The sequence below is a fragment of the Zestomonas insulae genome, assembly GCF_016901015.1.
Classification (GTDB): Bacteria; Pseudomonadota; Gammaproteobacteria; order Pseudomonadales; family Pseudomonadaceae; genus Aquipseudomonas; species Aquipseudomonas insulae.
This window is the reverse complement of sequence record NZ_JAFEUP010000004.1, coordinates 497,852-523,397: the sequence shown is the minus strand read 5'-3', so window position 1 is coordinate 523,397 and position 25,546 is coordinate 497,852. Positions and strand designations below refer to the sequence as shown.

Genomic DNA, 25,546 nt, shown 5'->3' with positions numbered 1-25,546 from the left:
CGATACCCAACAACCGGCGATGGGTATCGCTGCGCTCGACCCATCCTACTGACTGACTCGGTGTAAGCCTGAAAATTTGGAGAACGAACATGCTTAAGCAACTCCGTCCCGCCATCAGCGTTCTGGCGCTACTGACCCTGATCACCGGCGTGGCCTATCCGCTCGCCGTCACCGGCATCGCCCAGCTGGCCTTCCCCGAGCAGGCCAACGGCAGCCTGGTGCGCGACGCCCAGGGCACGGTGCGCGGCAGCGCGCTACTGGCCCAGCCGTTCGACGGCGGGCAGTGGTTCCAGCCACGCCCGTCGGCGGCGAACTTCGCCACCGTGCCCAGCGGTGCGAGCAACCTGGCGCCGAGCAACCCGGCGCTGGCCGAGCGCATCGCCAAGGACGCCGCGACGCTGGCGGCGAGCGGGCAGGGCGCGGTGCCGATGGAGCTGGTCACCACCTCGGCCAGCGGTCTCGACCCGCACCTGTCGCCGGCCGCCGCGCTCTATCAGGTGCCACGCATCGCCGCGGCGCGCGGGATGAGCGCCGACAGCCTGAAACGGCTGATCCAGCAGCACACCGAAACACCGCTGGTGGGTCCGGCGGTGGTCAATGTGCTGGCGCTCAATCTGGCCCTCGCCGACAATCCCGCCGTTGCCTCCCTCTCTAACGTGCATGAGTGAACCGCATGAGTGACGCCGTCCGTGCCGACGCGCTGCTGGCCGATGTGTCCAAGGCCGGGCGCGGCCGGCTGAAGGTCTTCCTCGGCGCCGCGCCTGGGGTCGGCAAGACCTTCGCCATGCTCCAGGCGGCGCAGGCGCAACTGCGCCAGGGCACCGACCTGCGTGCCGGGGTGGTCGAAACCCACGGCCGCGCGGAGACCGAGGCGCTGCTCGCCGGCCTGCCGCAGCAGGCGCCGCGTCGCCTCGACTATCGCGGTGTGGCGCTGACCGAGATGGACCTCGACGGCATTCTCGCCAAACCGCCGAAACTGGTGCTGGTCGATGAGCTGGCGCACAGCAACGCGCCCGGCAGCCGACACGCCAAGCGCTGGCAGGACGTACTGGAGCTGCTCGAAGCAGGCATCGACGTCTACACCACAGTCAACGTCCAGCACCTTGAGGCGCTCAACGATCAGGTGCGCGATATCACCGGCGTGCAGGTGCGCGAGACCGTGCCGGACTGGGTGCTGCAGGAGGCCGATGAAATCCTTCTGATCGACCTGCCGCCGCGTGAACTGCTCGAGCGCTTGCGCGACGGCAAGGTCTACGTGCCGGAGCAGGCGCGCGCGGCCATCGATGCGTTCTTCAGCCAGACCAACCTCACCGCGTTGCGCGAGCTGGCGATGCAGACCGCCGCCGCGCGCGTCGATGCCGACCTTAACCGGCGCTACCGCCAGCTCGGCCAAGAGGCGCCGACCGTGCGCGGTCGCCTGCTGGTCGGTGTTGATGGCGACGAGCAGGCCGAACGCCTGGTGCGGCATGCCAGCCGGGTCGCCGAGCGTCGCCACCTGCCTTGGTCGCTGGTCCACGTCGACACCGGTCGGCCGCGCGACGAGCACAGCCGCACCCGCCTGCAGGCCGCACAGCGGTTGGCCGAGCGCCTCGGCGGCGAGGTGGTCACGCTGCGTGCCGAGGAGGTCGCCCGCACGCTGATCGAGCACGCCGGCGAGCGCCGCGCCAGCCTGCTGCTGGTCGGTCGCAGCCGCCAGCGCCTGCGCCGCCGCTGGCTCGGTCGTGGTCTCGCCGAGCGCCTGCTGCGCTTCGGCGAAGGCCTGGAAGTCAGCGTGCTGGACACCGAAGTCGTAAATGCCCCAGCGACCCACAGCACTCGAGCGCCGCTGGTGCTGCACGACTACCTGCTCGCCGCGCTCGCAGCGCTCGGCGCGGCTGGCTTGGCCTGGGCGGTGTCGCGCACCCTGGAGCTGCCCAACATCTCCCTGGTGTTCCTCGCCGCCGTGCTGCTGGTCGCGGTGCGCAGCAGTCTGGGCCCGGCGCTGGCCTGCGCGGCGCTGTCGTTCCTCGCTTACGACTTCCTGTTCATCCCGCCGCACTTTTCGTTGAGTATCCAGCGCCAGGAGGACGTGCTGACCCTGCTGTTCTTCCTGCTGATGGCCGGACTCACCGGCAACCTCGCCGCACGCCAGCGCCGCCAGGTGGATGCGTTGCGCCAGACCCAGGGCGAGACCACCGCGCTGCTCGAGCTGTCCCGCAAGCTGACCGCCGCCACCGATCGGCAGGCGGTGCTGGCGGTGGCCGCGCAGCAATTTTCCGCCTGGCACGATGTTGAGGTGTGCCTGCTGGGGCGCAGCGCAGACGGCGTATGGAAGGTTGAGGCGGGGGTGCAGCGGCTGTTGGCCGAACAGGAGCGCGCCGCCGCCGACTGGTGCTGGCGCCACGACCAACCGGCCGGTCTCGGCACCGACACGCTGCCCGGTGGCCGCTGGTGGTGGTGGCCGCTGTCCGGTGATGACGGCCCGCTGGCGCTGCTGGGCATCAGTCCGCGTGATGAGCGTCCGCTGCCGGCCGAACGGCGCCGTCTGCTCGCCGCGCTGGCCCAGCCATTGGCCCAGGCGCTGGCCCGCGCGCAGCTGGCCGAGGACCTGGAGGCTGCGCGCCTGCACGGTGAGACCGAGCAGTTGCGCAGCGCGCTGCTGGCCTCGGTGTCGCACGACCTGCGCACGCCGCTGACCGCCATGCGTGGTTCGATCGACAGCCTGCTGGCGCTCGGCGAGGCGATTCCGCTGGCCGACCGCCGCGAGCTGCTGGAGGGCACCCGCGACGAGGCCGAACGCCTCGACCGCTACATCCAGAACCTGCTCGACATGACCCGCCTCGGCCATGGCGGCCTCAAGCTGGCACGCGACTGGGTGGCGCCGGTGGACATCGTCGCCAGCGCCCTGCAGCGCCTGCGTCCGCTGCTGGCGCCGCTGCAGGTGCAGACCGTGGTGACGGATGAGTTGCCGCTGCTCTACGTGCATGCCGCGCTGATCGAGCAGGCGCTGGTCAACGTGCTGGAGAACGCCGCGCGCTTCTCGCCAGCCCAGGCGACCCTGCGCGTGGCGGTGGAGGCCGACGATGCCGAGCTGCGTTTTTCCGTCAGCGACCAGGGTCCGGGGATTCCCGAGGCCGAGCGGGCGAAGATTTTCGACATGTTCTACACCGCCGCGCGCGGCGACCGGGGCGGGCAGGGTACCGGCCTGGGTCTGGCGATCTGCCAGGGCATGATCGGCGCACATGGCGGGCGGGTGACGGTGGGCGAGGGCCTGGACGGCCAGGGCACCACGCTGACCCTGCATCTGCCGTTGCACCCGCAGCCACAGCTGGAGGAAGAATGAGGCAGGGGATGCGGGTAGGAGCGAATTCATTCGCGAAAGAGCCGCGCAGCGGCGCCAGAACCCGATTTTCAGCAGGTCTGCGACCTGCGTTCGCGAATGAATTCGCTCCTACAGTACATGCAACCACCCGAACCGCTTAAGCGAACCCGCGAATGACAAGCAACCAACCGACCATCCTGGTCATCGACGACGAGCCACAGATTCGCAAGTTTCTGCGCATCAGCCTGAGCGCCCAACAGTACCGGGTGCTGGAGGCGGCCAATGGCGCGGAAGGCCTGGCCCAGGCGGCGTTGGCCAAGCCCGACCTGCTGGTGCTCGACCTCGGCCTGCCCGACATGGACGGTCAGCAGGTGCTCAGCGAGCTGCGCCAGTGGTCGCAGGTGCCGGTGCTGGTGCTCTCGGTGCGCGCGAGCGAGGGCGAGAAGGTCCTGGCGCTCGACGGCGGGGCCAACGACTACGTGACCAAGCCGTTCGGCATCCAGGAATTTCTCGCCCGTGTGCGTGTGCTGCTGCGTCAGGCGGACGGCGGCGAGCAGGCGCCGGCGCGGGTGCAGAGCGGCGCGCTGAGCATTGACTTCGCCTATCGGCGGGTGAGCCTCGGCACCGAGGAAATCGCCCTGACGCGCAAGGAGTACGCGGTGCTGGCGCTGCTGGCGCGCCACCTCGGTCGTGTGGTGACCCAGCAGCAACTGCTCAAGGACATCTGGGGCCCGAGCCATGGCGAAGACAGCCACTACCTGCGCGTGGTGGTCGGTCATCTGCGCCAGAAGCTCGGCGATGACCCGGCCGCGCCGCGCTTCATCGTCACCGAGGCGGGCGTCGGTTATCGGCTGCGCGAAGGCGGTTAGGCAGTTTTAGCGCTCAGCGCTGCTCGGCTTCGTAGCGATCCAGGGTATCGCTGGCGATCAGCCGGCCGAGTTCGATCAGCTCCGGCGCCTTGTAGAACTCGAAGAAGCGACAGGCACGCTTGGGCACGTTGATCAGGATGTCCGGCGGATAGCCGGCGATCTTGTACTGCGCCAGCGAGGTCTGCATCACCTCGAAACTCTGGTTGATCAGCTCCAGCAGCGAGGCCGGGCCGATGTTGCTGACCACCACCGAGCCCTCGGCGGATTTCGGCGCACCTTCGGTTTCCGGTGCGGCGGCCGGCTGCTGGGACTGTGGCGAGGCGGATTCGTCGCGCCAGGGATCGAGCGGCGAAGCGCCGGACAACTGGTCGCCGACCAGCAGCGACTGCGGATCGTCGAGGCCCTGTTTGGTGCGGAATGACGGCAGCCGCGAACTCAGCGAGGCCATCAACTGGTCGAGGCGTCCCTTGGCTGCAGGTGGCCGCTCGATCACCGGCAGTTGGTACTGCTTGTGATTGGTGGCGTTGAGGTTGACCGCGATGATCAGGTCGCAGTGGCTGGACACCACCGGCACGATGGGCAGCGGGTTGAGGATGCCGCCATCGACCAGCATGCGGTTGCCCTGGATCACCGGGGTGAACAGGCTCGGAATTGCCGCCGAGGCGCGCATGGCCTGGTGCAGGCAGCCTTCCTGGAACCAGATTTCCTGCTGGTTGGTGAGGTCGGCGGCGACTGCTGTGTAGGGGATGTTCAGGTCTTCGATGTTGATCTCGCCGACGATGTCGCGAATCCGTCCGAACACCTTCTCGCCGCGAATCGCACCGAGGCGGAAGCTGACGTCGACCAATCGCAGCACGTCGAGGTAATCCAGGCTTTCGATCCAGGCGCGGTATTCGCCCAGTTTGCCGGCGGCGTAGATACCGCCGATTACCGAGCCCATGGAACAGCCGGCGACACAGGCGATGTCATAGCCGCGTGCCTCCAGTTCGGCGATCACACCAATGTGCGCGTATCCGCGCGCGCCCCCCGAGCCCAGCACCAGGGCCACTCGCTTGCTCATCGTTCGGCACTCCCCATCGCCATCGTTCGAACATACGCGCGGAGTCTCACCACGCCAAGGCGCGGCATGGCTAAAATCGCCGCCGGTCGTCGCTGGGCATTTCCGTGGATTGGGCACTTTTGCGCGGGGCGCCGTTCCAAGCGACAGCTAGAATTTTTCTTCGTCGTCCACCTAGGAGCACCACATTCCATGAAAGCCCTGATCTGCCTGCCCGTTCTGCTGTTGGCCCTGGCCGGTTGTGCCGGCAAGACTGCCTATCGTGAAAGCTGTGGCTCGCAGTCGGATGCCGCCTGGAAGGAGCTGGACCTGGCCAAGGCCGAGGGCTTCGCCGGCACGGTGAGCTATTCGAAGGCGCTGTCGCTGCTGACCGCGGCCAAGACCCAGCAACAGTTCGAGGGGTACCAGGGCTGCACCGAGAAGGCCGAGAAGGCGCGCTTCTACATCCGCGAATCGCGCGCCGGGCGTTGACCGCGGCGCGCCGCGTCGGCGTTCAGTTCTTGTGGACGCGCGCGGTGTCGCTGAAAGCGTTGCAGTCGTCCGGGTTCAGGCAGTAGGTCAGGTAGACCGCCTGCTTGCCGCAGCCGCGCACGCCGATGGTGTACTCGGTGCGCTCGTAGCCGAAGCGCAGCTGCGCCACCTTGCTGGTGAGCACCGTCGGCGTTACGTCCTTGCAGTTGAGTTCGAAGGCGGCGCGGGTCGCGGTGGCCTTGACCGCCGCCTCCTGGTTTTCGGCGAGGTACTGGTCGTTGCTGACGCACCCTCCCAGCGCGATCAGGCATGCAGCCAGGGGCAGGAAACGGTTCATACAGTCACTCCTTGAGCAGGTCGTGAGTGCTAGTGTAGCCAGCGTCCCTGTTTTCCCCATTTGCCTGCACAGAGGTCCCGATGCAGCTCGATTTCAGCCGACTGTCGCCCGCCGAAGCCTATCGCTGGCTGGCGTCCACCGTGACGCCCCGACCGATCGCCTGGGTGTCCACCCGCGCGGCGAACGGCACCAGCAACCTGGCGCCGTTCAGTTTCTTCCAAGTGATCAGCGACGAGCCGCCGACTCTGATGGTCAACGTCTCCACCCGCGATGACGGCAGCTTCAAGGACACTCTGCGCAACGTGCGCGAGACCGGTGAGCTGATCATCCAGCTGGTCTCCGCCAGCCATGCCGAAGCGATGAACGCCTCGGCGCAGGTGCTGCCGCACGGCCTCAGCGAGTTCGAACACTGCGGCATCGCCAGCCTGCCTGGCGAACGCGTGCAGGTCCCGCGTGTGGCCGGGGCGGCGGTGGCTTTCGAGTGCGTGGTCGACGAGGTGCAGCCCTATCCGCGGGCCACGCCCAACTGCCACCTGATCTTCGCCCGTGTGCTGCTGGCGCACATCGATGACGGCGTGCTGCTCGAGGGTGCTCGGCATGTCGATCCCGCGCAGCTCGACCTGGTCGGGCGCCTCGGCGGCAGCAACTACTGCACCACCCGCGACCGCTTCTCGATGGTCCGCCCCTGAGCACATCGTCCTTGTAGGCGCGAATTCATTCGCGATCCGGGTCGCGCCGGCGTCGCAAATGAGTGCGCTCCGACAGTCTTCGTCACCAAAGGTTGCCGGCGCTATGCCGATGCCGGCGGGCTCGGTAGCATCGGACCTCAGTCGAACCAAGGAGCGATGCATGCGCACGAAACTGGATGCCTGTTTGGACGCGGTCAATCAGGTATTGCTCGGCAAGGAAGCCCAGGTGCGCCTGGCCATGACCTGCCTGCTGGCCCACGGTCACCTGCTGATCGAAGACCTGCCGGGGATGGGCAAGACCACCCTCAGTCATGCCCTGGCCAAGGTGCTGGGGCTGAGCTTTCAGCGCATCCAGTTCACCTCCGACCTGTTGCCCGGCGACATCCTCGGCACCTCGGTGTTCGACAAGGACAGCGGGCAGTTCGTCTTCCATCCCGGGCCGATCTTCGCCGAGCTGGTGCTGGCCGACGAGATCAACCGCGCCACGCCGAAGAGCCAGAGTGCGCTGCTCGAGGCGATGGAGGAGGGCCAGGTGACCATCGAGGGTGCCACCCGGCCGCTGCCCGAACCCTTCTTCGTGATCGCCACGCAGAACCCGGTCAGCCAGGGCGGCACCTTTGCATTGCCGGAGTCGCAGCTCGACCGCTTCCTCATGCGCCTGTCGCTCGGCTACCCGGCCAAGGCGGCGGAGAAGGCGCTGCTGCTCGGCGAGGCGCGGCGCGAGCTTTTGCCACGCCTGGAGCCGATCCTCAGCCACGAGCAACTGGCGGAACTGCAGGCCCTGGTGCCGCAGGTACGCGCCAGCGATGCGCTGGTCGACTACGTGCTGCGTCTGGTCGAGGCCACGCGCAGCCAGCCGCAGTTCGCCTGGGGCCTGTCGCCACGCGCCAGCCTGGCGCTGCTCGCGGCGGCACGTGCCTGGGCGTTCCTCGCCGGGCGCGACTACGTGATCCCCGAGGACGTGCAGGCGGTGCTGCCCTCGGTGGCCGGTCACCGCCTGCGCGACCGCGCCGACCCCAGCGGTCACGGTGGCGGCGCCCTAGTGCAATGGCTGCTGCGTGAGGTGCCGGCGCTTTGATCGCCACCGTGCGCAAGCGCTGGGCGCTGTGGCAGGCACAGCGCCTGCCGCCGGCGGCGCAGATCCGCCTGACCCAGCGGCGCATCTTCATCATCCCCACCCAGGTCGGCGCGGCGTTCTTCCTCGCCCTGGCGCTGATGCTGCTGGTCGCCATCAACTACCAGAACAGCCTGGCCTACGGGCTGACCTTCCTGCTTGCCTCGCTGTTCGTCGTCGCCATCCTGCATACCTACCGCAACCTCGCCGGGCTGACGCTGAGCGCAGCCGGTGGCCAGGCGGTGTTCGTCGGCGAGCAGGCGCGTTTCCGCGTGCGCCTCGAGGGTGTCGAGCGCGCGCACCAGGCCATCGCCCTCGGCTGGCCGCCGCAGCCGCTGCGCACCCAGGACGTGCCGGAGCAGGGCGCCACCGAGTGCGAGCTGGATCAGCTGGCGCTGCGGCGTGGCTGGTTGCGCCCGGGGCGCCTGCGCGTCGAGAGCCGCTTCCCGCTCGGCCTGCTGGTGGCCTGGAGCTTTGCCGACCTGCAGCAGGCACTGTTGGTCTATCCGCGTCCGCTGGAGGGCCAACTTCCGCTGGCGGCGGGCAGCGACGACGATCCGGAGGACGAAGGCGCGCGGCGCGCGGGACTGGGCGTCGACGACTTCCAGGGCCTGAAGAGCTACCAGCCCGGCGACTCCAAGCGGCGTCTGCACTGGAAGGCCTATTCGCGCGGTCAGGGCCTGCTGGTCAAGGACTTCGCCGCCCTGAGCGGCCGCGACCTGTGGCTGGATTTCGACGCCCTCGACGGTGATCCGGAGAGCCGCCTGTCGCTGCTCTGCTACTGGGTGCTGCAGCTCTCCGAACGCTTGCAGCCGTTCGCCCTGCGCCTGCCCGGCGTGCAGCTCGAACCGGCGATCGGCGACAGCCACCGCGAAGCCTGTCTGCGTGCCCTGGCGCTGTATGGAGAGCAGCCGTGAGCACCCGGCAGCCGATTCCGCGCGTCGGCTTGACCTGGCTGCTGATTGCCCAGGCGCTGGTGATCATTCCGCACCTCGGCCATCTGCCGCTGTGGATCATCGGCCTGTGGCTCGGCTGCGCGGCCTGGCGCATCCAGATTTTCCGCATGCGCGCGCGCTTTCCCGGCGGCTGGGCCAAGCTCGGCCTGATGCTCGCCGCCGCCGGCGGGGTGTTCCTCTCGCGCGGCAGCCTGATCGGCCTGGATGCCGGCGTGGTGCTGCTGATCGCCGCGTTCATCTTGAAGCTGGTGGAAATGCAGACCCGGCGCGATGCGCTGGTGCTGATCCTGCTCGGCTTCTTCGCCGTGGTGACCTCCTACCTGTTCGACGACGGCCTGCTCGCCGCGCTGTTCAGCCTGCTGCCGGTGCTGGCCTTGCTCGCCGCGCTGATCGGCCTGCAGCAGAGCGGCTTCGCCAGCCGCCCGTGGCCGACCCTGAAGCTGGCCTCCGGGCTGCTGCTGCAGGCGCTGCCGGTGATGCTCCTGCTGTTCGTGTTCTTCCCGCGCCTCGGCCCGCTGTGGTCGCTGCCGCTGCCGAACGATCGCGGCGTCACCGGTCTGGCCGAGAGCATGACCCCGGGCGATATCGCCGAACTCAGTCGCTCCGCCGAACTGGCTTTCCGAGTCAGCTTCGATGGCGCGCCGCCGCCGCGCAGCGAGCTGTACTGGCGGGCGCTGACCCTGGAGCGCTTCGATGGCCGGCGCTGGTCGCAGAACCCGGCCGTGGAGTATCTGCCGGCCTCGGCATGGGCGACGCGCGGGCCTTCGGTGGCCTACGACGTGATCATGCAGCCCACCGCGCAGCGTTGGTTGTTCAGTCTCGACGTGGCGCAGACCGACCTCCCGGCCACGCGCCTGCTCAGCGACTTCCGCCTGCAACGCGTGCGCCCGGTGCATCAGGTGCTGCGCTACCGCGCCACCTCCTGGCCGCAGGCGCTCCGTGATCCGCAGGCGCCGCCGGGTGTGCTGCGTCGTGCCCTGCAACTGCCGGCGCAGGGCGATCCGCGCAGCCGCGCCTGGGCCGCGCAACTGCGCGAGCGCTACCCACAACCGGACGCGTTGGTGCAGGCGCTGCTGGTGCATTTCAACCGCGAGCCGTATCGCTACACGCTGCGCCCGCCGACGCTCGGCGCCGACAGTGTGGACGGCTTCCTGTTCGATACGCGCAGTGGCTTCTGCGCGCACTACGCGGGGGCCATGGTCTTCGTGCTGCGTGCCGCGGGCATCCCCGCGCGGGTGGTCGCCGGCTACCAGGGCGGCGAATGGAATGCGGCGGGGCGCTACCTGCAGGTGCGCCAGTTCGACGCCCACGCCTGGGTCGAGTACTGGAGCCAGGGCGTTGGCTGGCGCAGCGTCGATCCGACTTTCCAGGTCGCCCCGGAACGCATCGAGCAGGGCCTGGAGGAGGCGCTGGCCAACGAACAGAGCTTCCTCGAAGACTCGCCGATGTCGCTGCTGCGCTACCGGCAGATCGGCTGGCTGAATCGCCTGCGGCTGGCCTGGGATGAGCTCAATTACGACTGGCAGCGCTGGGTGCTGGGCTACCAGGGCGAGCAGCAGCTGCAGTTGCTGCAGGGCTGGTTCGGACGCATCGACGCGCGCGACCTGGCGTTGGCGCTGGTCGGTGGCGGCGGCTTGCTGCTCGGCGGCCTGGCGCTGTGGCTGTTCAAGCCGTGGCGGCGCACGCGTGATTTGCAGCAGCGCCAGTTCCAGCGCTTCGAGGCACTGCTGGCCCGCCACGGCCTGCGGCGTGGTGCCGGCGAGGGCGCCCGCGCCTTCGCCGAGCGCGCCAGCCTGACGCTGCCGGCCCAGGCCGAAGCGATCCGCGCCTTCGCCCAGGCCTTCGAGGCGCAGCGCTATGCCGGTCAGCCGGCAACTGCCGCGGAACTACGCGGCCATTTGCAACGCTTGCGCCGCGCCTTACCCTGGCGGTTGAGCCGCTGATCCCGGCGATGGGCTAGGCTCTGCGGGTTCATTTGGGAGCACGTTCATGACTGCGTTCGTCGATGATTTGGTGGCCCAGGTCCTGACCCTCGAAGTGGCGCTGCACGCGGCGCGCGAGCGTCTCGCGGCGCGCACCGATGGCGAGGCGCTGCACGACATGCGCATCGCCGTGCGCAAGCTGCGCAGCCTGCTACGCCCGTTGCGCGGGCGGCCGATGATGGATTCCCTGGAGCAGGCCGCCTCGGCGTTCGGCGGTCGCAGCGGGCCGTTGCGCGATGCCGAAGTGCTGTGTGCCGAGTTGTTGCGCCTGGAGCAGGCCGATCTGCTGCCACCGCGTGGACACGCGTTGCAGACTGGCTATCAGCAACTGTTGGGGGGCGCGGAGCTGAACCTGCTGCTGCAGATGCTCGACCGCTGGCCAGAGCTGTGCCGGCAGACCCAACGCGATGGCGAACTGCAGGGCGCTCGCCGGGAGGTCAGCAAGTTGCTGCGCAAGCAGGCGCGCAAGCTCGGCGAGGCGCTGGCCGATCCTGCCCATGATCGGCATCGCCTGCGTCTGCTGATCAAGCGCGTGCGCTATGGCGACGAGGCCTATCCACAGCTTTCCACCCTGGGCAAGCGCGAACAGGCGCTGCTGAAGGCGGCGCAATCGGCGCTCGGCGAATGGCACGACCTGCTGCAATGGCTGGTCCAGGCAGAGCGGCATGTCGATCTCCGCGAGCTGACACCGCTCTGGCAGCAGGCCATGCTTGAGGCGGAGCGGCGCGCCGATGAGGCCTGCGAAGCGCTGGTCGAGCACTTCCCGACGTGACCTCGGGGTCAGCTTTGCGCGACAATAGCGGGCAAATTTCGGAGTACCCAGATGTCCCAGTCCGACAACCTACCGGTCGACGCCGTGCTCGATGCCAGCGGCCTCAATTGCCCCGAGCCGGTGATGATGCTGCACAACAAGGTGCGCGACCTGGCCGCTGGCGGCCTGCTCAAGGTGATCGCCACCGACCCATCGACGCGCCGCGATATCCCCAAGTTCTGCATGTTCCTCGGCCATGAACTGCTCGATCAGCAGGAAGAAGCCGGCACCTACCTGTACTGGATTCGCAAGAAAACCGAGGCGTGATGCGCGCCTCGGCCTTCATCGCGCGCGTCAGCCGCCCTGCGGGTACAGGCGGATCTGCCGCTTGGCGCTGAGCAGTAGGCGCAGCGACAGCATCACCGCCGCCACCGTCAGGCCGGCGATCAGCCCTTGCCACAGGCCGCTCGGCCCGCTCGGCGCACCCAGCCAGTCGCTCAGGCCCAGCGCGTAACCCACCGGCAGGCCGATGCCCCAGTAGGCGAACAGGGTCAGCAGCATGGTGATGCGGGTGTCCTGATAGCCGCGCAGCGCGCCGACCGCGCTGACCTGGATGGCGTCGGAGAACTGGAACAGCGCCGCGTAGACGATCAGCATCGCCGCCACTCCGATCACCTGCGGATCGGGCGTGTAGATCGCCGCGATCTCTTCGCGCAGCAACAGCATCAGGCTGGCCGACAGGCAGGCGTAGCCGAGCGCCGTGGCCACTCCGACCAGCGCGGCGAAGCGTGCCGCGTGCGGTTCGCGGCGGCCGAGCGCCTGGCCGACGCGCACGGTGATGGCCATGCCCAGGGCATAGGGAATCATGAACACCAGCGAACTGAAGTTCAGCGCGATCTGGTGGCCGGCAACGACCGTGGCGCCGAGCCCACCGATCAGCAGGGCAATCACCGCGAAGATGCTCGACTCGGCGAACACCGCGATGCCGATCGGCAGGCCGACGCTGAGCAGGCGCTGGATTGGTTCGCGGCGCGGCCAGTCGAAGCGGCCGAACAAGCGGCTCGGCTGGTACACCGGCGCCCAGCTGACCCAGGCGAGCATGACCAGCAGCATGAACCACATCACCGTGCCGCTGGCCCAGCCGCAGCCGACGCCGCCGAGCGCCGGGAAGCCGAGGTGGCCGTAGATCAGCACGTAGTTGAGCGGAATGTTCAGCAGCAAGCCGCCGATGCCGATCAGCATGCTCGGCCGGGTGCGCCCGAGGCCGTCGCTGAAGCAGCGCAGCACGTGGTACAGCGCCACGGCCGGCAGGCCCATGGCGATGCCATGCAGGTAGCCCATGCTCGGTGCCACCAGGTCGGCTTCCACGCCCATAAGCTGCAACACCGGCTCGGCGCCGAACGCCAGCAGCGCCGCCGCGCCCAGGCCGACCGCCAGGGCCAGCCATAGGGCCTGGCGCACCAGCGGGCCGATTTCCTCGTGTTTGCCCGCGCCGAAGCGTTGCGCGACCTTTGGGGTGGTGGCGAGCAGGATGCCGGTCATCAGCAGGAACACCGGGATCCAGATCGAATTGCCCAGGGCGACTGCGGCGAGGTCGCGCGGGCTGACGCGGCCGGCCATGACGGCGTCGACGAAGCCCATCGCCGAGTGCGACAGCTGGGCGATCATGATCGGCGCGGCGAGGCTCAATAGCGCGCGCAGCTCACGCCGGATACGGGCGGAGCGGGAGAGGGAAAGAGACACGGGTCCATCCAGATGCGAGTGGCACTATGACGGCAGTGCGTTCCGGGCACTCGTGCTGCCGGGCGGCAGGACTTGCAGGGGAGCCATTAGTCTAGACCTGACACAACGGTCAGAAAAGCCCGCATGTGTTGCGCCTTGCTGGCGGATGGCGGCCCGCCTGGCGAGTGCAACGCGCAATCTGACGCGCGCCCCAGGCCTGCCCTAGAATGACGGCCTGATCCCTGGAGGCTGCGATGCGCATACTTGCCGACGAAAACATTCCCCTGGTCGATGCCTTCTTTGGTGGCTTCGGCGCGATTCGCCGCCTGCCGGGGCGCGCCATCGACCACGCGGCGCTGGCCGATACCGAGGTGCTGCTGGTGCGCTCGGTGACCCAGGTCAACCGCCAGTTGCTGCAGGGCAGCGCGGTGCGCTTCGTCGGCACCTGCACCATCGGCACCGACCACCTCGATCTCGACTACTTCCGCGAGGCCGGCATCGCCTGGTCCAGCGCGCCGGGCTGCAACGCGCGCGGGGTGGTCGACTACGTGCTCGGCAGCCTGCTGGCGCTGGCCGAGGCGCAGGGCGTCGAGCTGGCCACACGGCGTTACGGCGTGGTCGGCGCTGGCCAGGTTGGCGGGCGTCTGGTCGAGGTGCTGCGCGGCCTTGGCTGGAACGTGCGGGTCTGCGATCCACCACGCCAGGCGGCCGAAGGCGGCGACTTCGTCGCGCTGGAGGAAATCCTCGCCGAGTGCGACACCATCAGCCTGCACACCCCACTGGACGCCAGCACCCGGCACCTGTTCAACGCCGAGCGTCTGGCCCAGCTTCGGCCGGGTGCCTGGCTGATCAACGCCAGCCGCGGCGCGGTGGTCGACAACGCCGCGCTGCGCGCGCTGCTCGAAGAGCGCGACGACGTGGAGGCGGTACTCGATGTGTGGGAGGGCGAGCCGCAGGTCGATCCGCAGCTGGCCGCGCTGTGCGCGATCGCCACGCCGCACATCGCCGGCTACAGCCTGGACGGCAAGCTGCGCGGCACCGCGCAGATCTATCAGGCGTTGTGCGCGCACCTCGGCCAGCCCGCTGAGGTCGGCCTTAATGAGTTGATGCCGGCGGCCTGGCTGGAAGAGCTGGCGCTGGATGCCCAGACCCCGTTGGACTGGGCGCTGGCCACCCTGTGCCGGGCGGTCTACGACCCGCGTCGCGATGACGCCGATTTCTGCCGCTCGCTGGACGGCGACGCCGCGGCGCGGCGAGCTGCCTTCGACGCCCTGCGCAAGGGCTATCCGGTGCGTCGCGAGATCGATGGCCTGCGCGTGCGCCTCAGCGGCGAGGCGCCGCCACTGGCGCAACTGGTCCGCGCGCTGGGCGCGACGCTGGTCTAGCGGCTGGCTGGGTCGTTGGTGCGAGTGGGCGTGACTGCTGGCAGCGAATAGTGACGGTCAGTCTTTCACTCAGGGAGGGCACCGGTCGGCAATTACATCGAGAGTAAGCGCAGCGCAACCGGCAGGAGCTACCGGCTGCGCTGGAAAGCGCTTTGCAACCTGTTCATCATGCGCCGGCAGCCGGCGGGGCGCCGCGCAACGGAGTGGACTGAGGCTCAGGCCTTCTTCGGCGCACCCATGCACGTCTTGTCCATTTCCCGGCAGGCCTGCTGGATCATCTGCTCGGTGATCGGGATTTCCCGCCCCGAAGCGTCGATGATTGCGCCGCCGACCGGCTGCTGCGGTTTTGGCGCGGTGTCACGTGGTGCGGAAGTGCCGTTCTGTGTATTCATGGCCTGTCTCCATCCTCATCCAGTTGCACATTCAGTCTAGGTAATCCAGATGAATGCTGAGTGACAACGAAACCCCGAAACGGCACGGTCGACCGTTTTCAAGGGAGGCAGGGTGACGTAGCGCGTCACGAGTAAAAGGGGTGGTATCACCCAAGGTGTCCGGCCACTGGCGGGTCCGGAATCTTATCTAGTGCTGACTGCCCCGGGCGGGCAAGAGTTCAAACGAGGTAGGCATGACGCTATTTCATCTGGGCCTGATCATCAATCCCGTGGCCGGGCTGGGCGGACCGGCGGCACTCAAGGGCAGCGACGGCATGGCTGCCGAGGCCCTGGCGCGCGGTGCCGAACCCCGCGCAGCGCAGCGCACGCGCATTGCCCTGGAGCACCTGCGGCCGTTGGTCGGGCGCCTCGAGTTCCTCACCTTGCCCGGCCCCATGGGCGGCGATCTGCTCAGCGAAATGGGCTTCAGCCACCGCCTGATCGGCGATCTGCCGGGCGCGGCAACCAGTGCCGCCGACACCCGCCGCGCGGTGGAGCTTCTGCAGGAGGCTGGCGTAGCACTGATTCTCTTCGCCGGCGGCGACGGCACGGCCCGCGACGTCTGCGCCGCAGCACGCGAGGGCCAACCGGTGCTGGGCATTCCAGCCGGGGTGAAGATCCACTCCGGGGTCTATGCGATCAGTCCGCGCGCGGCCGGCGAGCTGACCCGACAACTGATCGAGGGCGGCCTGGTGCGCCTGGCCAGCGGCGAAGTGCGCGACCTCGACGAGGCCGCGCTGCGTGAAGGGCGGGTCGCCGCGCGTTGGTACGGCGAGCTGACCGTGCCGGAGGAGGGGGGCTTCGTGCAGCAGGTCAAACAGGCCGGGGTGGAGTCTGAGGAACTAGTGCTCGCCGACCTCGCCGCCTGGCTGGAGGATAGCTGGGAGGCCGGTGTGCGCTACGTCTTCGGTCCCGGCTCGACGCTGCATGGCCTGGCCGCCAATCTCGGCCTGGAGACCACGCTGCTGGGCGTCGACGTCATCGAGGATGGGCGGCTGATCGGCCGCGACGTCACCGAAACTCAGCTGTTTGAACTGGTCGATGGCCATCCGGCACGCTTGCTGGTCACCGCCATCGGCGGCCAGGGGCATGTAATCGGTCGCGGCAATCAGCAGATCAGCCCGCGCGTGCTGCGTGCCATCGGCCTTGACCACCTGCGGGTGGTCGCCACCAAACGCAAGCTGCGCACCCTCGACGGTCGCCCCCTGCTGGTCGACAGCGGCGATCCCGCGCTCGACGCCGCCTTCCCCGATGCGCTGCGGGTGTGGGCCGGGTATAAGGAAGAGCTGTTGTACCCGGTCGGGCACCTGTAGAAGCGGAATCAGGGGAAAACCATGCATCACGGAAGTTGCCTGTGCGGCGGTGTGCGTTACCAGGTCAGTGGCGATCTGGCACCGATTCAGGTCTGCCATTGCAGCCAGTGCCGGCAGGCACAGGGGGCGCCGTTCGCCACCAACATTCCGGTGCCCGAGGCGGATTTCCAGCTGTTGCAGGGTGGCGAGTTACTTCGCGCGTTCGAGTCGTCGCCGGGCAAGCAGCGGGTGTTCTGCAGCCATTGCGGCTCGCCGCTGTACAGCCGCAACGCCAAGACCCCGGGGGTGCTGCGCATCCGTGCCGGCAGCCTGGAGGGTGAGCTGGCGACGCGGCCGGTGGCGCACTTCTACGTGGCGTCGAAGGCCAACTGGTGGACCATTGGCGACGACCTGCCGCAATTTCCCGAGGCCTATCGGCCCAAGCCCTGATCGAGATTCCTGCCCATGCTGTCCTGGTTTTCCCTGCGTCAACGCACGGCCCTGAGCATGGCGCGCCGCTTCGTCGCGCCCTATCGCTGGCAAGTACTCGGCGCGCTGGTGGCGCTGCTGTTCACCGCGGCGATCACCCTGTCGATCGGTCAGGGCATCAAACTGTTGGTTGATCGGGGGCTGGCGACCCAGTCGACGGAGGCGTTGGAGCACTCCATAGCGCTGTTCATGCTGCTGGTGCTGGCCCTTGCGGTCGGAACCTTCAGCCGCTTTTACCTAGTGTCCTGGCTGGGCGAGCGCTTCGTCGCGGACATCCGCAAACGTGTATTCGACCACCTGATCGAGCTGCACCCGGGCTTCTACGAAAGCAACCGCGCCTCGGAAATCCAGTCGCGGTTGACCGCCGACACCACGCTGCTGCAGACGGTGATCGGCTCGTCGCTGTCGATGGCGCTGCGCAACGCGCTGATGCTGGTGGGCGGGGTGATCCTGCTGTTCGTCACCAACCCCAAGCTGTCGGCCATCGTCATCGCCGCGCTGCCGCTGGTGATCGCGCCGATCCTGATCTTCGGCCGCCGTGTGCGCAGCCTGTCGCGACAGAGCCAGGATCGCGTGGCGGACGTCGGCAGTTACGTCGGCGAGGCGCTCGGACAGATCAAGACGGTGCAGGCCTACAACCACCAGGCGCAGGACAAGCAGCGCTTCGCCGGTACGGTGGAAAGCGCGTTCGAGACCGCGCGCAAGCGCATCGCCCAGCGTGCCTGGCTGATTACCGTGGTGATCGTGCTGGTGCTCGGCGCAGTGGCGGTGATGCTCTGGGTCGGTGGCATGGATGTGATCGCCGGGCGCATCACCGGCGGCGAGCTGGCGGCGTTCGTGTTCTACAGCCTGATCGTCGGTATGGCGTTCGGCACCTTGAGCGAGGTGATCGGCGAGCTGCAGCGCGCGGCCGGTGCCGCCGAGCGGATCGCCGAGCTGTTGCAGGCGCGCAACGAGATCATTGCGCCACCTGTGGACCTGCTGCGCTTACCCGCGCAGGTCAGCGGGCGCCTGGAGCTGGATGGCGTGCAGTTCGCCTACCCGACGCGGCCGGAGCGCTTGGTGATCGATGAGTTGAGTCTCACCGTCGAAGCCGGCGAGACCCTGGCGCTGGTCGGACCCTCGGGCGCCGGCAAGTCGACCCTGTTCGATCTGCTGCTGCGCTTCTTCGATCCCTTGGCCGGACGCATCCTGCTCGATGGTCAGCCGATCGAACGCCTCGACCCGCGCGACCTGCGGCGCTGCTTCGCACTGGTATCGCAGAACCCGGCGCTGTTCTTCGGCAGCGTCGAGGACAACATTCGCTATGGCCGGCCCACAGCGACGTCGGCCGAAGTCGAGGCGGCGGCGCGCGCGGCGCATGCCCACGAGTTCATCCTGCAGATGCCGGCCGGTTATCAATCGCACCTGGGCGAGGGGGGGCAGGGCCTGTCCGGCGGTCAGCGCCAGCGGTTGGCAATCGCCCGCGCGCTGCTGGTGGACGCGCCGGTGCTGTTGCTCGATGAGGCCACCAGTGCGCTGGATGCGCAGAGCGAGCACCTGATCCAGCAGGCGCTGCCAGCGCTGATGGCAGGACGCACCACGTTGGTGATCGCCCACCGGCTGGCTACGGTGCAGAACGCCGACCGCATTGCCGTGCTCGATCACGGCCGGCTGGTGGCGATCGGTACCCATGCGCAACTGGTGGCCGGCAATCCGCTGTACCGGCGTCTGGCCGAGCTGCAGTTCGGCGCCGCCGAGTAGCGCTTAGACCTCTGGCGGCACCTTGGCCTTGGTCTTCACCGTCGCCGCCGCGCCGGTGGAGGCGAGGATGATCGCGCCGATGGCGATCCACTGTTCCGGGCTCAGGCGCTCATGCAGGAACAGCAGGCCGGACAGCGCGGCAATTGCCGGCTCGATGCTCATCAGCGTGCTGAAGGTGCGCGCCGGCAAGCGGGTCAGGGCGACCATTTCCAGGTTGTACGGCAGCGCCGAGGAGAGCACTGCGACGCCCAGCGCCAGCGGCAGGATCTCCCAGGAGAACAGCGCCGTGCCGGCGTGCACCAGGCCGACCGGGAACACCAACAGCGCCGCCACAAGGGTGCCAAGTGCCACGGTGTGGCCGCCGTGTTCGGCACCGGCCTTCTGGCCAAACACGATGTACAACGCCCAGGCCAACCCGGCGCCCAGGGCGTAGGCCATCCCCAGCGGATCGAGCGGTGCATTGCTCTGATCGGTGGGCAGCAGCAGCCACAAACCCATCGCGGCCAGGCCGATCCACACGAAGTCCAGCGCGCGGCGCGACGAGAGCAGCGCCAGGCCCAGTGGCCCGGTGAACTCCAGGGCCACGGCGATGCCCAGTGGCACGGTCTGCAGCGACATGTAGAACAGCAGGTTCATGCTGCCCAGCGCTGCACCGTAGGCCAGCAGCGAACGGCTGGACTGCAGGGTCAGACGCGCCCGCCAGGGGCGCATGATCACTGCGAGGATCAGGGTTGCCAGTCCCAGGCGCAGCGCCGTGGTGCCCTCGGCGCCGACCACTGGGAACAGGCCCTTGGCCAGGGCCGCGCCGCCCTGGATCGAAGCCATGGCGACCAGCAGCAGGGTGATCGGCAGCAGGACGGTGGAAGTGCGCAAGCGGAACATCGGGGAAATCTCGAACGACAGGAATAAAAAAACCGGCCATCAGGCCGGTTTCATTGGGCCTTGCCGACTCAGCGGTATTCGCAAAGATAGGCGGTATCGGTGGCGACCTTCAGTTGGAATTTGCTGTTGGCCGGCACGGTGAAGTTGCTGCCCGCTTCAAAGGTCTGCCAGCTGTCGCTGTCCGGCAGTTTGACGGTCAGGGCGCCGGCGATGACGTGCATCACTTCCAGCTGGCTGGTGCCGAACTCGTACTCGCCAGCAGCCATCACGCCGACGGTGGCCGGGCCGGCGGCCATGCCGAAGGCGATGGATTTGACGGTACCGTCGAAGTATTCGTTGACCTTGAACATGCGGGAATCCTCGGAAGGGGCTAAAAAGGGCGGGACAGTATGCCCAAGCCCAGGAAAGGCGTCACCCGCTTTGGCGTGCCGGCCGTGCGGAAATCGTGCGACGGCGGGCTCCTCAGGCCAGCACCAGTGGCAGCAGCCGCGCGGTATTGCGGGCGTCTTCCAGGGCCCGGTGCTGCTGTCCTTGAAAGTGGAAGCCGGCGAGCTGCAGTGCGGTGTGCAGGCCGACCGGGCGCGGCAGCTGGCGCGCCTCGGCGAAGCGTTGCTTGAGGTTGAGGTGCGGCACCCGCGCCAACTGGCTGTCGAGACCATGCTGGCGCCATTCCTGCTCAAGCTGGCGGCGATCGTAGTCACCCCAGCTGCTCCAGCCGGACAGACGCGGGTGATGGGCGGCGAGCCAGCGCTCGAACTGTGCCCACACCGTGGCGAACGGCGCGGCGCTGTCGACGTTGGCCTGGCTGATATGGGTCAGCTCGCGGCAGAACTGGGTCAGGCAGGGGCGGCGCTGCGGATGCACGAAGCGCTGGAAGTGATCCAGCTCGCGGCCGTCGCTGCTCACCAGGCTGGCGCCGATTTCGATGACTTCCATTTCCGCGACCGGCCAACCGCCTTCCTCGGTGGTCGCCTCCAGGTCGATTACCAGCCAATGTCCCATAACCTCTCCTTGCCGGGGATAGCCCAATCGCGAGCGCCGAGGGGGAAGGCCGCCGCTCGTGCGCAACGACTCTGGCCAGTATGGAAGGCCAGCCCGAGCTCGGCAAACCGCATGCTAGGCTGTCGGCAATACGCACAAGAAGGAGAACGGCGATGGCGAAAGTAGCATTTATCGGGCTCGGCACCATGGGATTCCACATGGCTGGGCACCTGGCGTGCGAAGGCCACGAAGTGTGCGTGTACAACCGCACTCCCGCGAAAGCCGAACTGTGGTGCGATGAGTTTGCCGGCGAGTCCGCCGCGACCCCGCGCGAGGCGGCGCTCGGCGCGGAACTGGTGATGACCTGCGTCGGCAACGACGAGGACCTGCGGAGCGTGCTGCTCGGTGAAGATGGTGCGTTCAAGGGCATGGCGCCCGGCAGCATTCTGGTCGATCACACCACCGCGTCCGCGGAAGTGGCGCGCGAACTGGCGGTGCTCGCCGCCGAAAGCGAGCTGGGCTTTCTCGATGCGCCGGTGTCTGGCGGTCAGGCCGGTGCGGAGGCGGGCATGCTGTCGGTGATGGTCGGTGGCGAACCGGCGTTCTACCAGCGCGCCGCGCCAGTGATCGAGAGCTACGCAAAGATGGTCAAGCTACTCGGCCCGGTCGGTAGCGGCCAGCTGACCAAGATGGTCAACCAGATCTGCGTTGGCGGACTGATCCAGGCGCTTGCCGAGGCGCTGAATTTCGCCCAGGCGGCAGGCCTCGATGCGCAGGCGGCGATGCAGGTGATCAGCCATGGTGCCGCGCAATCCTGGCAGCTGGAGCACCGCCATCAGACCATGCTGGAGGGCAAGTTCGACTTCGGCTTTGCGGTCGACTGGATGCGCAAGGATCTGGCGATCATCCTCGCCGAAGCCCAGCGCAATGGCGCGCAACTGCCGGTCACCGCGTTGGTCGACCAGTACTACGCCGACATCCAGGCCATGGGTGGCGGCCGCTGGGACACTTCCAGCCTGATCGCGCGGCTCAAGCCGCCACATTGATCGCCAGGCCTGGCGCGCTCAGGCGCGGAAGATGAAGTACACCGCGCCGAGCAGGCACACGCCGGCCCACAGGTAGTCGAGTTTCAGCGGCTGCTGCATGAACAGCACGCTGAACGGCACGAACACCGCGAGCGTGATGACCTCCTGCATGATCTTCAGCTGGCCGACCGACAGCTCGGTGTAGCCGATGCGGTTGGCCGGCACCATGATCAGGTACTCGAACAGGGCGATGCCCCAGCTCACCAGCGCAGCGATGAGCCAGGGTTTGCTGTTCATGGTCTTCAGGTGACCGTACCAGGCGAAGGTCATGAACAGGTTGGAGAAGGTCAGCAGGGCAGCGGTCTGCATCCAGATCGGCATATCGAGAATTCCGCGAATTTAGGCAGCCCGCAGCTTAAGCAGGAGCCGTGGCGAATGCCAGGCGGGGCGGGCTGTACGGGTGCCGTTGCGGGGTGCTGACGCCGGCCACGCTCACCGCGTAAAATTGCCCGATTGAAAACCGAGGTGTGTCGCCATGATTTGCCGTGCTGGCTGCGGTGCCTGCTGCATCGCGCCCTCCATCAGTTCGCCGATTCCCGGCCTGCCGCAGGGCAAGGCCGCCGGCGAACGCTGCCCGCATCTGAATGTCGAAAATCTTTGTCAGCTGTTCGGCAAGCCCGAACGGCCCGACGTCTGCGCTGCCTTCCAAGCCGATCCGATGGTCTGTGGCGACAGTCGCGAGGAGGCCATCCAGCTGCTCGGTTGGCTGGAAGAAGCGACGGCGGCGTGACTGGGGCAGTTTTCTCCCATACGTGGGAACATCAGGAGTACCACAGAGAATGAACATGATGCAGCGGATGGCCCTGGCATGCGGGATGAGCCTGCTCCTGGCGGGCGCGGTGCAGGCCGAGGATTGGCAGCTGGCCAAGGACGAGCAGGGCATCAAGGTCTACCTGAGCAGCGTGCCGGGCTCGAAGTACAAGGCCTACCGAGGGGTGGTCGACATCAAGGCCGATGTCCAGGCGATCAACGCACTGCAGGAGGACGTGCAGGGGTCCTGTGCCTGGATCCATGCCTGTGCCGAGATGAGGCTGCTCAAAGGCAACGGCGACGAGGCCTGGACCTACTCGAAGATCGAGATGCCCTGGCCGGTGACCGGGCGCGATCTGGTGTTGCACGTGAAGACCGACAAGGCCGCCGACGGCAGTATCGTCCGTCACCTGCAGGCCGAGCCGAAACTGGTCCCCGAGGAAAATGGCCAGATCCGTGTGCCGAAGCTGGTTGGTGAGTGGAAGATGACGCCGAAAGGGCCGGGCGTGACCGAGGTGGTCTATCAGGTGCAGACCGAACCGGGTGGCAGCATTCCGTCTTGGCTGGCCAACAGTTTCGTGGTCGACGCGCCGTTCAATACCCTGCACGACCTGCGCGAGAAGGCCGAAAAGGGCCGTTGAGCTACGTCTGTCGTATCTGTTTGAGCATCGATGCCCGCGTCGCAATACGCGGGCATCGTCGTTTTGGGTAACCGACTGGGTCTTGACCTGGCTCATGAGCAGCTTGCCGCCGACGCTCTAGGATGGCCCCAGCAGACGAGGTGCAATGCGCCGCGTCGTCGTCATCTGGGAGGGGTGAAGCGATGGCCAATCCGATTCGACTACTGGCCGCCACCGACCTGTCGGTGCCTGCGCGTCAGGCGGTCCGTCGCGCCGCGTTGCAGGCGGCCGAGTGCGGCGGTCGACTCGATCTGCTGCACGTCATCGAGCGGGCCTTGCTGGAGCGCCTGAAGCAGCTGGCGGGCGGCATGCCGATGGGGCTTTCCGAGCAGATGAAACAAGAGGCGTTGCGCGAGCTGTCGCGCCTGGCCGAGTCGGTTCACGGCGCGGTCGGCGTTTCGGCAGGGCTCCACGTCACGTGCGGGTCGGTGTTGAGCGAGATCGAGGCACAAAGCGAGCAGCGCGGCACTGATGTGCTGGTCGTCGCGGGGCGCGGTGAAAGCTACCTGCGCCATCGGCTGCTGGGTTCGACGGCCGAGCGCATGGTCGGCAAGAGTCGCCGCTCGATCCTGGTGGTCAAGCAGCCGGCGCGCACACCTTATCGCACGCTGCTGGTGCCAGTGGATTTCTCAGTTTCGTCGCTGCCGTCGCTGCGAACGGCCAGGGCGCTGGCGCCGGATGCCGAAGTGGTCCTGTTGCACGCTTTCGACGTGCCATTCGAGAGAAAGCTGCGCTTCGGTGGCATCCAGGATGAAGTGATCGAGGGCTACCGCGCGGCGGCGCGCCAGGACGCGTTGGCCAGGCTGCAGGGGTTGTGCGAGCAGGCGCAGTTGCCGATGGATAGGGTCCGTCTGCTGGTGGTGCGCGGTGATGCCTCACGGTGCGTCATCGAGCAGGAACAGGAGCAGATGTGCGACCTGATCGTGGTCGGCAAGCATGGCGAAAGTCAGCTGGAGGACCTGCTGCTGGGCAGCACCACTCGCTATGTGCTGCAGGAGTCGCAGTGCGACGTGCTCGTGACGGTATGACGCTGGCGCAGAAATGAAAAAGGCCGCCTTGCGGCGGCCTTTCTGTCAGCGTGACGCTTACTTGCGCTGATCCAGCGGAGTGAAGTCGCGCTTGTCGTAGCCAGTGTACAGCTGGCGCGGACGGCCAATCTTGTACGGACCGGAGAGCATTTCCTTCCAGTGCGAGATCCAGCCGACTGTGCGCGCCAGGGCGAAGATCACCGTGAACATGCTGGTCGGAATGCCGATCGCCTTGAGGATGATGCCCGAGTAGAAGTCGACGTTCGGGTACAGATTGCGCTCCTTGAAGTAAGGATCGTTGCGCGCGATCTCGTCGAGCTTCATCGCCAGTTCCAGCTGCGGATCGTTGATGCCCAGCTCTGCCAGTACTTCGTCGCAGGTCTGCTTCATGACCTTGGCGCGCGGGTCGAAGTTCTTGTACACGCGGTGGCCGAAGCCCATCAGCTTGAACGGATCGTTCTTGTCCTTCGCCTTGGCGATGAACTTGTCGATGTTCTCCACGCTGCCGATCTCGTCCAGCATGCTCAGCACCGCTTCGTTCGCGCCACCGTGTGCCGGGCCCCACAGCGCGGCAATGCCGGCGGCGATACAGGCGAACGGGTTTGCACCTGACGAGCCGGCTAGGCGGACGGTGGAGGTCGACGCGTTCTGCTCATGGTCGGCGTGCAGGACGAAGATGCGGTCCATGGCCTTGGCCAACACCGGGCTGATCGGTTTGATCTCGCACGGGGTGTTGAACATCATGTGCAGGAAGTTTTCTGCGTAGGACAGGTCGTTGCGCGGGTACATCATGGGCTGGCCCATGGAGTACTTGTAGGTCATCGCAGCGATGGTCGGCATCTTGGCGATCAGGCGCATGGCCGACACTTCGCGATGCTTCGGATTATTGATGTCGAGGGAGTCGTGGTAGAAGGCCGACAGGGCGCCAACCACGCCGCACATCACGGCCATCGGGTGGGCATCGCGGCGGAAGCCGTTGAAGAAGGTCTTCAGCTGCTCGTGAACCATGGTGTGGTTCTTGATGATGCCGACGAACTTGGCCTTTTCCTCTGCGTTCGGCAGTTCGCCGTTCAGCAGCAGGTAGCAGGTTTCCAAGTAGTCGGACTTCTCGGCCAGTTGCTCGATCGGATAGCCGCGGTGCAGCAGGATGCCATTGTCACCATCGATATAGGTGATTTTCGACTCGCAAGAGGCGGTCGACATAAAGCCAGGATCAAACGTGAAACGGCCCGTGGCGGTCAGTCCCCGCACATCGATGACATCGGGACCAACGGTGCCGCTCAGGACAGGCAGTTCGACGGGGGCAGCGCCCTCGATGATCAACTGCGCTTTTTTGTCAGCCATGTGTGGCCTCCTATTAATGCTTGAAATCACCAGACTGCCCCCCACGCAGGGCCCGCAACACTATAGAGAGATAAATCTGAAAGTCAATTTGCGAAAACCTAGGCGGGAGAGGGGTTTGCGAGGGTTTTTCGGTGCGGATAGCGGGCTATTTACGCCTTTTATATAGGGTGCGCAATCGACCTTTGGGTAATGGCCATCGCATTGTCA

Annotated in this window: 27 protein-coding genes; 18 read left to right on the top strand and 9 right to left on the bottom strand. The window is 67.2% G+C overall.

The genetic code is table 11. The features are described 5' to 3' along the window. Nucleotides 1-89: 89 nt before the first annotated feature. The 3 genes from kdpC (at nucleotide 90) to JQX08_RS15750 (ending at nucleotide 4,170) form a co-directional block, all read left to right on the top strand. Complete coding sequence (kdpC, locus tag JQX08_RS15760; RefSeq protein WP_205349346.1) at nucleotides 90-668, top strand: potassium-transporting ATPase subunit KdpC; 579 nt, start codon at nucleotides 90-92, stop codon at nucleotides 666-668. A gap of 5 nt (nucleotides 669-673) precedes the next feature. After that, nucleotides 674-3,322, top strand: coding sequence for a sensor histidine kinase (locus tag JQX08_RS15755; protein ID WP_205349345.1), 2,649 nt, complete (start codon nucleotides 674-676; stop codon nucleotides 3,320-3,322). A 152-nt stretch (nucleotides 3,323-3,474) separates the two neighbouring features. Next, the gene (locus tag JQX08_RS15750; RefSeq protein WP_205349344.1) at nucleotides 3,475-4,170 is read left to right on the top strand and encodes a response regulator; all 696 of its coding nucleotides are present in this window, start codon (nucleotides 3,475-3,477) and stop codon (nucleotides 4,168-4,170) included. Between the two features lie 13 nt (nucleotides 4,171-4,183). On the opposite strand, the gene JQX08_RS15745 is transcribed toward JQX08_RS15750, so the two are convergent. Beyond that, nucleotides 4,184-5,230 (bottom strand): patatin-like phospholipase family protein, encoded by a 1,047-nt coding sequence (locus JQX08_RS15745; RefSeq protein ID WP_205349343.1) that lies wholly within the window; start codon nucleotides 5,228-5,230, stop codon nucleotides 4,184-4,186. A gap of 189 nt (nucleotides 5,231-5,419) precedes the next feature. On the opposite strand from JQX08_RS15745, the gene JQX08_RS15740 reads away from it, so the two are divergent. Further along, a complete protein-coding gene (locus JQX08_RS15740) occupies nucleotides 5,420-5,698 on the top strand; it encodes a hypothetical protein (RefSeq protein WP_205349342.1) in 279 nt (92 codons plus the stop codon). 22 nt (nucleotides 5,699-5,720) lie between these two features. On the opposite strand, the gene JQX08_RS15735 is transcribed toward JQX08_RS15740, so the two are convergent. Further along, nucleotides 5,721-6,035: a hypothetical protein gene (locus JQX08_RS15735; protein WP_205349341.1), complete on the bottom strand. Its 315-nt coding sequence runs from the start codon at nucleotides 6,033-6,035 to the stop codon at nucleotides 5,721-5,723. A gap of 80 nt (nucleotides 6,036-6,115) precedes the next feature. Between JQX08_RS15735 and JQX08_RS15730 the strand changes: the two genes are divergently transcribed. The 6 genes from JQX08_RS15730 (at nucleotide 6,116) to tusA (ending at nucleotide 11,854) form a co-directional block, all read left to right on the top strand. After that, nucleotides 6,116-6,724: a flavin reductase family protein gene (locus tag JQX08_RS15730; RefSeq protein ID WP_205349340.1), complete on the top strand. Its 609-nt coding sequence runs from the start codon at nucleotides 6,116-6,118 to the stop codon at nucleotides 6,722-6,724. Nucleotides 6,725-6,884: 160 nt separating this feature from the next. Continuing rightward, on the top strand, nucleotides 6,885-7,802 hold the full coding sequence (locus JQX08_RS15725) for an AAA family ATPase (protein ID WP_205349339.1): 918 nt from the start codon (nucleotides 6,885-6,887) through the stop codon (nucleotides 7,800-7,802). Continuing rightward, nucleotides 7,799-8,755: a DUF58 domain-containing protein gene (locus tag JQX08_RS15720; protein ID WP_205349338.1), complete on the top strand. Its 957-nt coding sequence runs from the start codon at nucleotides 7,799-7,801 to the stop codon at nucleotides 8,753-8,755. Before JQX08_RS15725 ends, JQX08_RS15720 begins: the two co-directional genes overlap by 4 nt. After that, on the top strand, nucleotides 8,752-10,737 hold the full coding sequence (locus JQX08_RS15715; RefSeq protein WP_205349337.1) for a transglutaminaseTgpA domain-containing protein: 1,986 nt from the start codon (nucleotides 8,752-8,754) through the stop codon (nucleotides 10,735-10,737). The genes JQX08_RS15720 and JQX08_RS15715 overlap by 4 nt, the downstream gene beginning before the upstream one ends. A 46-nt stretch (nucleotides 10,738-10,783) precedes the next feature. Beyond that, on the top strand, nucleotides 10,784-11,548 hold the full coding sequence (locus JQX08_RS15710; RefSeq protein ID WP_205349336.1) for a CHAD domain-containing protein: 765 nt from the start codon (nucleotides 10,784-10,786) through the stop codon (nucleotides 11,546-11,548). A 51-nt stretch (nucleotides 11,549-11,599) separates the two neighbouring features. Then, complete coding sequence (gene tusA, locus JQX08_RS15705) at nucleotides 11,600-11,854, top strand: sulfurtransferase TusA (protein ID WP_205349335.1); 255 nt, start codon at nucleotides 11,600-11,602, stop codon at nucleotides 11,852-11,854. A 27-nt stretch (nucleotides 11,855-11,881) separates the two neighbouring features. Here tusA and JQX08_RS15700 read toward each other — a convergent pair whose 3' ends face one another. After that, nucleotides 11,882-13,270, bottom strand: coding sequence for an MATE family efflux transporter (locus tag JQX08_RS15700; protein WP_346727600.1), 1,389 nt, complete (start codon nucleotides 13,268-13,270; stop codon nucleotides 11,882-11,884). A gap of 233 nt (nucleotides 13,271-13,503) precedes the next feature. On the opposite strand from JQX08_RS15700, the gene pdxB reads away from it, so the two are divergent. Next, a complete protein-coding gene (pdxB, locus tag JQX08_RS15695) occupies nucleotides 13,504-14,634 on the top strand; it encodes a 4-phosphoerythronate dehydrogenase PdxB (RefSeq protein WP_205349334.1) in 1,131 nt (376 codons plus the stop codon). A 215-nt stretch (nucleotides 14,635-14,849) separates the two neighbouring features. Here pdxB and JQX08_RS15690 read toward each other — a convergent pair whose 3' ends face one another. After that, nucleotides 14,850-15,026 (bottom strand): PA1571 family protein, encoded by a 177-nt coding sequence (locus JQX08_RS15690; RefSeq protein WP_205349333.1) that lies wholly within the window; start codon nucleotides 15,024-15,026, stop codon nucleotides 14,850-14,852. Between the two features lie 233 nt (nucleotides 15,027-15,259). On the opposite strand from JQX08_RS15690, the gene JQX08_RS15685 reads away from it, so the two are divergent. The 3 genes from JQX08_RS15685 to JQX08_RS15675 are packed head-to-tail and all read left to right on the top strand — an operon-like array spanning nucleotide 15,260 to nucleotide 18,589. Further along, nucleotides 15,260-16,378: an ATP-NAD kinase family protein gene (locus tag JQX08_RS15685; protein ID WP_205349332.1), complete on the top strand. Its 1,119-nt coding sequence runs from the start codon at nucleotides 15,260-15,262 to the stop codon at nucleotides 16,376-16,378. Nucleotides 16,379-16,399: 21 nt separating this feature from the next. Continuing rightward, complete coding sequence (locus JQX08_RS15680; protein ID WP_205349331.1) at nucleotides 16,400-16,807, top strand: GFA family protein; 408 nt, start codon at nucleotides 16,400-16,402, stop codon at nucleotides 16,805-16,807. A gap of 15 nt (nucleotides 16,808-16,822) precedes the next feature. After that, nucleotides 16,823-18,589 (top strand): ABC transporter transmembrane domain-containing protein, encoded by a 1,767-nt coding sequence (locus JQX08_RS15675; protein WP_205349330.1) that lies wholly within the window; start codon nucleotides 16,823-16,825, stop codon nucleotides 18,587-18,589. A 3-nt stretch (nucleotides 18,590-18,592) separates the two neighbouring features. Here the strand turns inward: JQX08_RS15675 and rhtA are convergent, their stop codons facing one another. From rhtA to JQX08_RS15660, 3 genes are all read right to left on the bottom strand, one after another. Continuing rightward, nucleotides 18,593-19,471, bottom strand: coding sequence for a threonine/homoserine exporter RhtA (rhtA, locus tag JQX08_RS15670; protein WP_205349329.1), 879 nt, complete (start codon nucleotides 19,469-19,471; stop codon nucleotides 18,593-18,595). 68 nt (nucleotides 19,472-19,539) lie between these two features. Continuing rightward, nucleotides 19,540-19,821 carry a pyrimidine/purine nucleoside phosphorylase gene (ppnP, locus tag JQX08_RS15665; protein WP_205349328.1) on the bottom strand — a complete coding sequence of 94 codons (282 nt, stop codon included), beginning with the start codon at nucleotides 19,819-19,821 and terminating at the stop codon, nucleotides 19,540-19,542. 112 nt (nucleotides 19,822-19,933) lie between these two features. Beyond that, on the bottom strand, nucleotides 19,934-20,473 hold the full coding sequence (locus tag JQX08_RS15660) for a 3'-5' exonuclease (RefSeq protein WP_205349327.1): 540 nt from the start codon (nucleotides 20,471-20,473) through the stop codon (nucleotides 19,934-19,936). 152 nt (nucleotides 20,474-20,625) lie between these two features. Here JQX08_RS15660 and JQX08_RS15655 point away from each other — a divergent pair, with 152 nt between their 5' ends. Next, nucleotides 20,626-21,498 carry an NAD(P)-dependent oxidoreductase gene (locus JQX08_RS15655; protein ID WP_205349326.1) on the top strand — a complete coding sequence of 291 codons (873 nt, stop codon included), beginning with the start codon at nucleotides 20,626-20,628 and terminating at the stop codon, nucleotides 21,496-21,498. A gap of 18 nt (nucleotides 21,499-21,516) precedes the next feature. On the opposite strand, the gene JQX08_RS15650 is transcribed toward JQX08_RS15655, so the two are convergent. After that, nucleotides 21,517-21,858 (bottom strand): DMT family protein, encoded by a 342-nt coding sequence (locus JQX08_RS15650; protein WP_205349325.1) that lies wholly within the window; start codon nucleotides 21,856-21,858, stop codon nucleotides 21,517-21,519. 154 nt (nucleotides 21,859-22,012) lie between these two features. On the opposite strand from JQX08_RS15650, the gene JQX08_RS15645 reads away from it, so the two are divergent. The 3 genes from JQX08_RS15645 (at nucleotide 22,013) to JQX08_RS15635 (ending at nucleotide 23,995) form a co-directional block, all read left to right on the top strand. After that, nucleotides 22,013-22,267, top strand: coding sequence for a YkgJ family cysteine cluster protein (locus JQX08_RS15645; RefSeq protein WP_205349324.1), 255 nt, complete (start codon nucleotides 22,013-22,015; stop codon nucleotides 22,265-22,267). A gap of 49 nt (nucleotides 22,268-22,316) precedes the next feature. Then, nucleotides 22,317-22,928, top strand: a complete 612-nt coding sequence (locus JQX08_RS15640; protein ID WP_205349323.1) for an START domain-containing protein — start codon at nucleotides 22,317-22,319, stop codon at nucleotides 22,926-22,928. Nucleotides 22,929-23,110: 182 nt separating this feature from the next. Further along, complete coding sequence (locus tag JQX08_RS15635; RefSeq protein ID WP_205349322.1) at nucleotides 23,111-23,995, top strand: universal stress protein; 885 nt, start codon at nucleotides 23,111-23,113, stop codon at nucleotides 23,993-23,995. A gap of 57 nt (nucleotides 23,996-24,052) precedes the next feature. On the opposite strand, the gene gltA is transcribed toward JQX08_RS15635, so the two are convergent. Next, complete coding sequence (gene gltA, locus JQX08_RS15630; RefSeq protein ID WP_205349321.1) at nucleotides 24,053-25,339, bottom strand: citrate synthase; 1,287 nt, start codon at nucleotides 25,337-25,339, stop codon at nucleotides 24,053-24,055. Between the last annotated feature and the right edge of the window lie 207 nt (nucleotides 25,340-25,546).

Bases quoted from the DNA above. Each gene is read 5' to 3' on its own strand.
- JQX08_RS15635 (WP_205349322.1), top strand. From the start codon at position 23,111: ATGGCCAATCCGATTCGACTACTGGCCGCCACCGACCTGTCGGTGCCT.
- JQX08_RS15710 (WP_205349336.1), top strand. From the start codon at position 10,784: ATGACTGCGTTCGTCGATGATTTGGTGGCCCAGGTCCTGACCCTCGAA.
- JQX08_RS15660 (WP_205349327.1), bottom strand. From the start codon at position 20,473: ATGGGACATTGGCTGGTAATCGACCTGGAGGCGACCACCGAGGAAGGC.
- JQX08_RS15690 (WP_205349333.1), bottom strand. From the start codon at position 15,026: ATGAATACACAGAACGGCACTTCCGCACCACGTGACACCGCGCCAAAA.
- JQX08_RS15650 (WP_205349325.1), bottom strand. From the start codon at position 21,858: ATGCCGATCTGGATGCAGACCGCTGCCCTGCTGACCTTCTCCAACCTG.
- JQX08_RS15655 (WP_205349326.1), top strand. From the start codon at position 20,626: ATGGCGAAAGTAGCATTTATCGGGCTCGGCACCATGGGATTCCACATG.
- JQX08_RS15725 (WP_205349339.1), top strand. From the start codon at position 6,885: ATGCGCACGAAACTGGATGCCTGTTTGGACGCGGTCAATCAGGTATTG.
- gltA (WP_205349321.1), bottom strand. From the start codon at position 25,339: ATGGCTGACAAAAAAGCGCAGTTGATCATCGAGGGCGCTGCCCCCGTC.
- pdxB (WP_205349334.1), top strand. From the start codon at position 13,504: ATGCGCATACTTGCCGACGAAAACATTCCCCTGGTCGATGCCTTCTTT.
- ppnP (WP_205349328.1), bottom strand. From the start codon at position 19,821: ATGTTCAAGGTCAACGAATACTTCGACGGTACCGTCAAATCCATCGCC.
- JQX08_RS15755 (WP_205349345.1), top strand. From the start codon at position 674: ATGAGTGACGCCGTCCGTGCCGACGCGCTGCTGGCCGATGTGTCCAAG.
- JQX08_RS15745 (WP_205349343.1), bottom strand. From the start codon at position 5,230: ATGAGCAAGCGAGTGGCCCTGGTGCTGGGCTCGGGGGGCGCGCGCGGA.
- JQX08_RS15675 (WP_205349330.1), top strand. From the start codon at position 16,823: ATGCTGTCCTGGTTTTCCCTGCGTCAACGCACGGCCCTGAGCATGGCG.
- JQX08_RS15740 (WP_205349342.1), top strand. From the start codon at position 5,420: ATGAAAGCCCTGATCTGCCTGCCCGTTCTGCTGTTGGCCCTGGCCGGT.
- JQX08_RS15730 (WP_205349340.1), top strand. From the start codon at position 6,116: ATGCAGCTCGATTTCAGCCGACTGTCGCCCGCCGAAGCCTATCGCTGG.
- JQX08_RS15680 (WP_205349331.1), top strand. From the start codon at position 16,400: ATGCATCACGGAAGTTGCCTGTGCGGCGGTGTGCGTTACCAGGTCAGT.
- rhtA (WP_205349329.1), bottom strand. From the start codon at position 19,471: ATGTTCCGCTTGCGCACTTCCACCGTCCTGCTGCCGATCACCCTGCTG.
- JQX08_RS15645 (WP_205349324.1), top strand. From the start codon at position 22,013: ATGATTTGCCGTGCTGGCTGCGGTGCCTGCTGCATCGCGCCCTCCATC.
- JQX08_RS15750 (WP_205349344.1), top strand. From the start codon at position 3,475: ATGACAAGCAACCAACCGACCATCCTGGTCATCGACGACGAGCCACAG.
- JQX08_RS15685 (WP_205349332.1), top strand. From the start codon at position 15,260: ATGACGCTATTTCATCTGGGCCTGATCATCAATCCCGTGGCCGGGCTG.
- JQX08_RS15640 (WP_205349323.1), top strand. From the start codon at position 22,317: ATGAACATGATGCAGCGGATGGCCCTGGCATGCGGGATGAGCCTGCTC.
- tusA (WP_205349335.1), top strand. From the start codon at position 11,600: ATGTCCCAGTCCGACAACCTACCGGTCGACGCCGTGCTCGATGCCAGC.
- kdpC (WP_205349346.1), top strand. From the start codon at position 90: ATGCTTAAGCAACTCCGTCCCGCCATCAGCGTTCTGGCGCTACTGACC.
- JQX08_RS15735 (WP_205349341.1), bottom strand. From the start codon at position 6,035: ATGAACCGTTTCCTGCCCCTGGCTGCATGCCTGATCGCGCTGGGAGGG.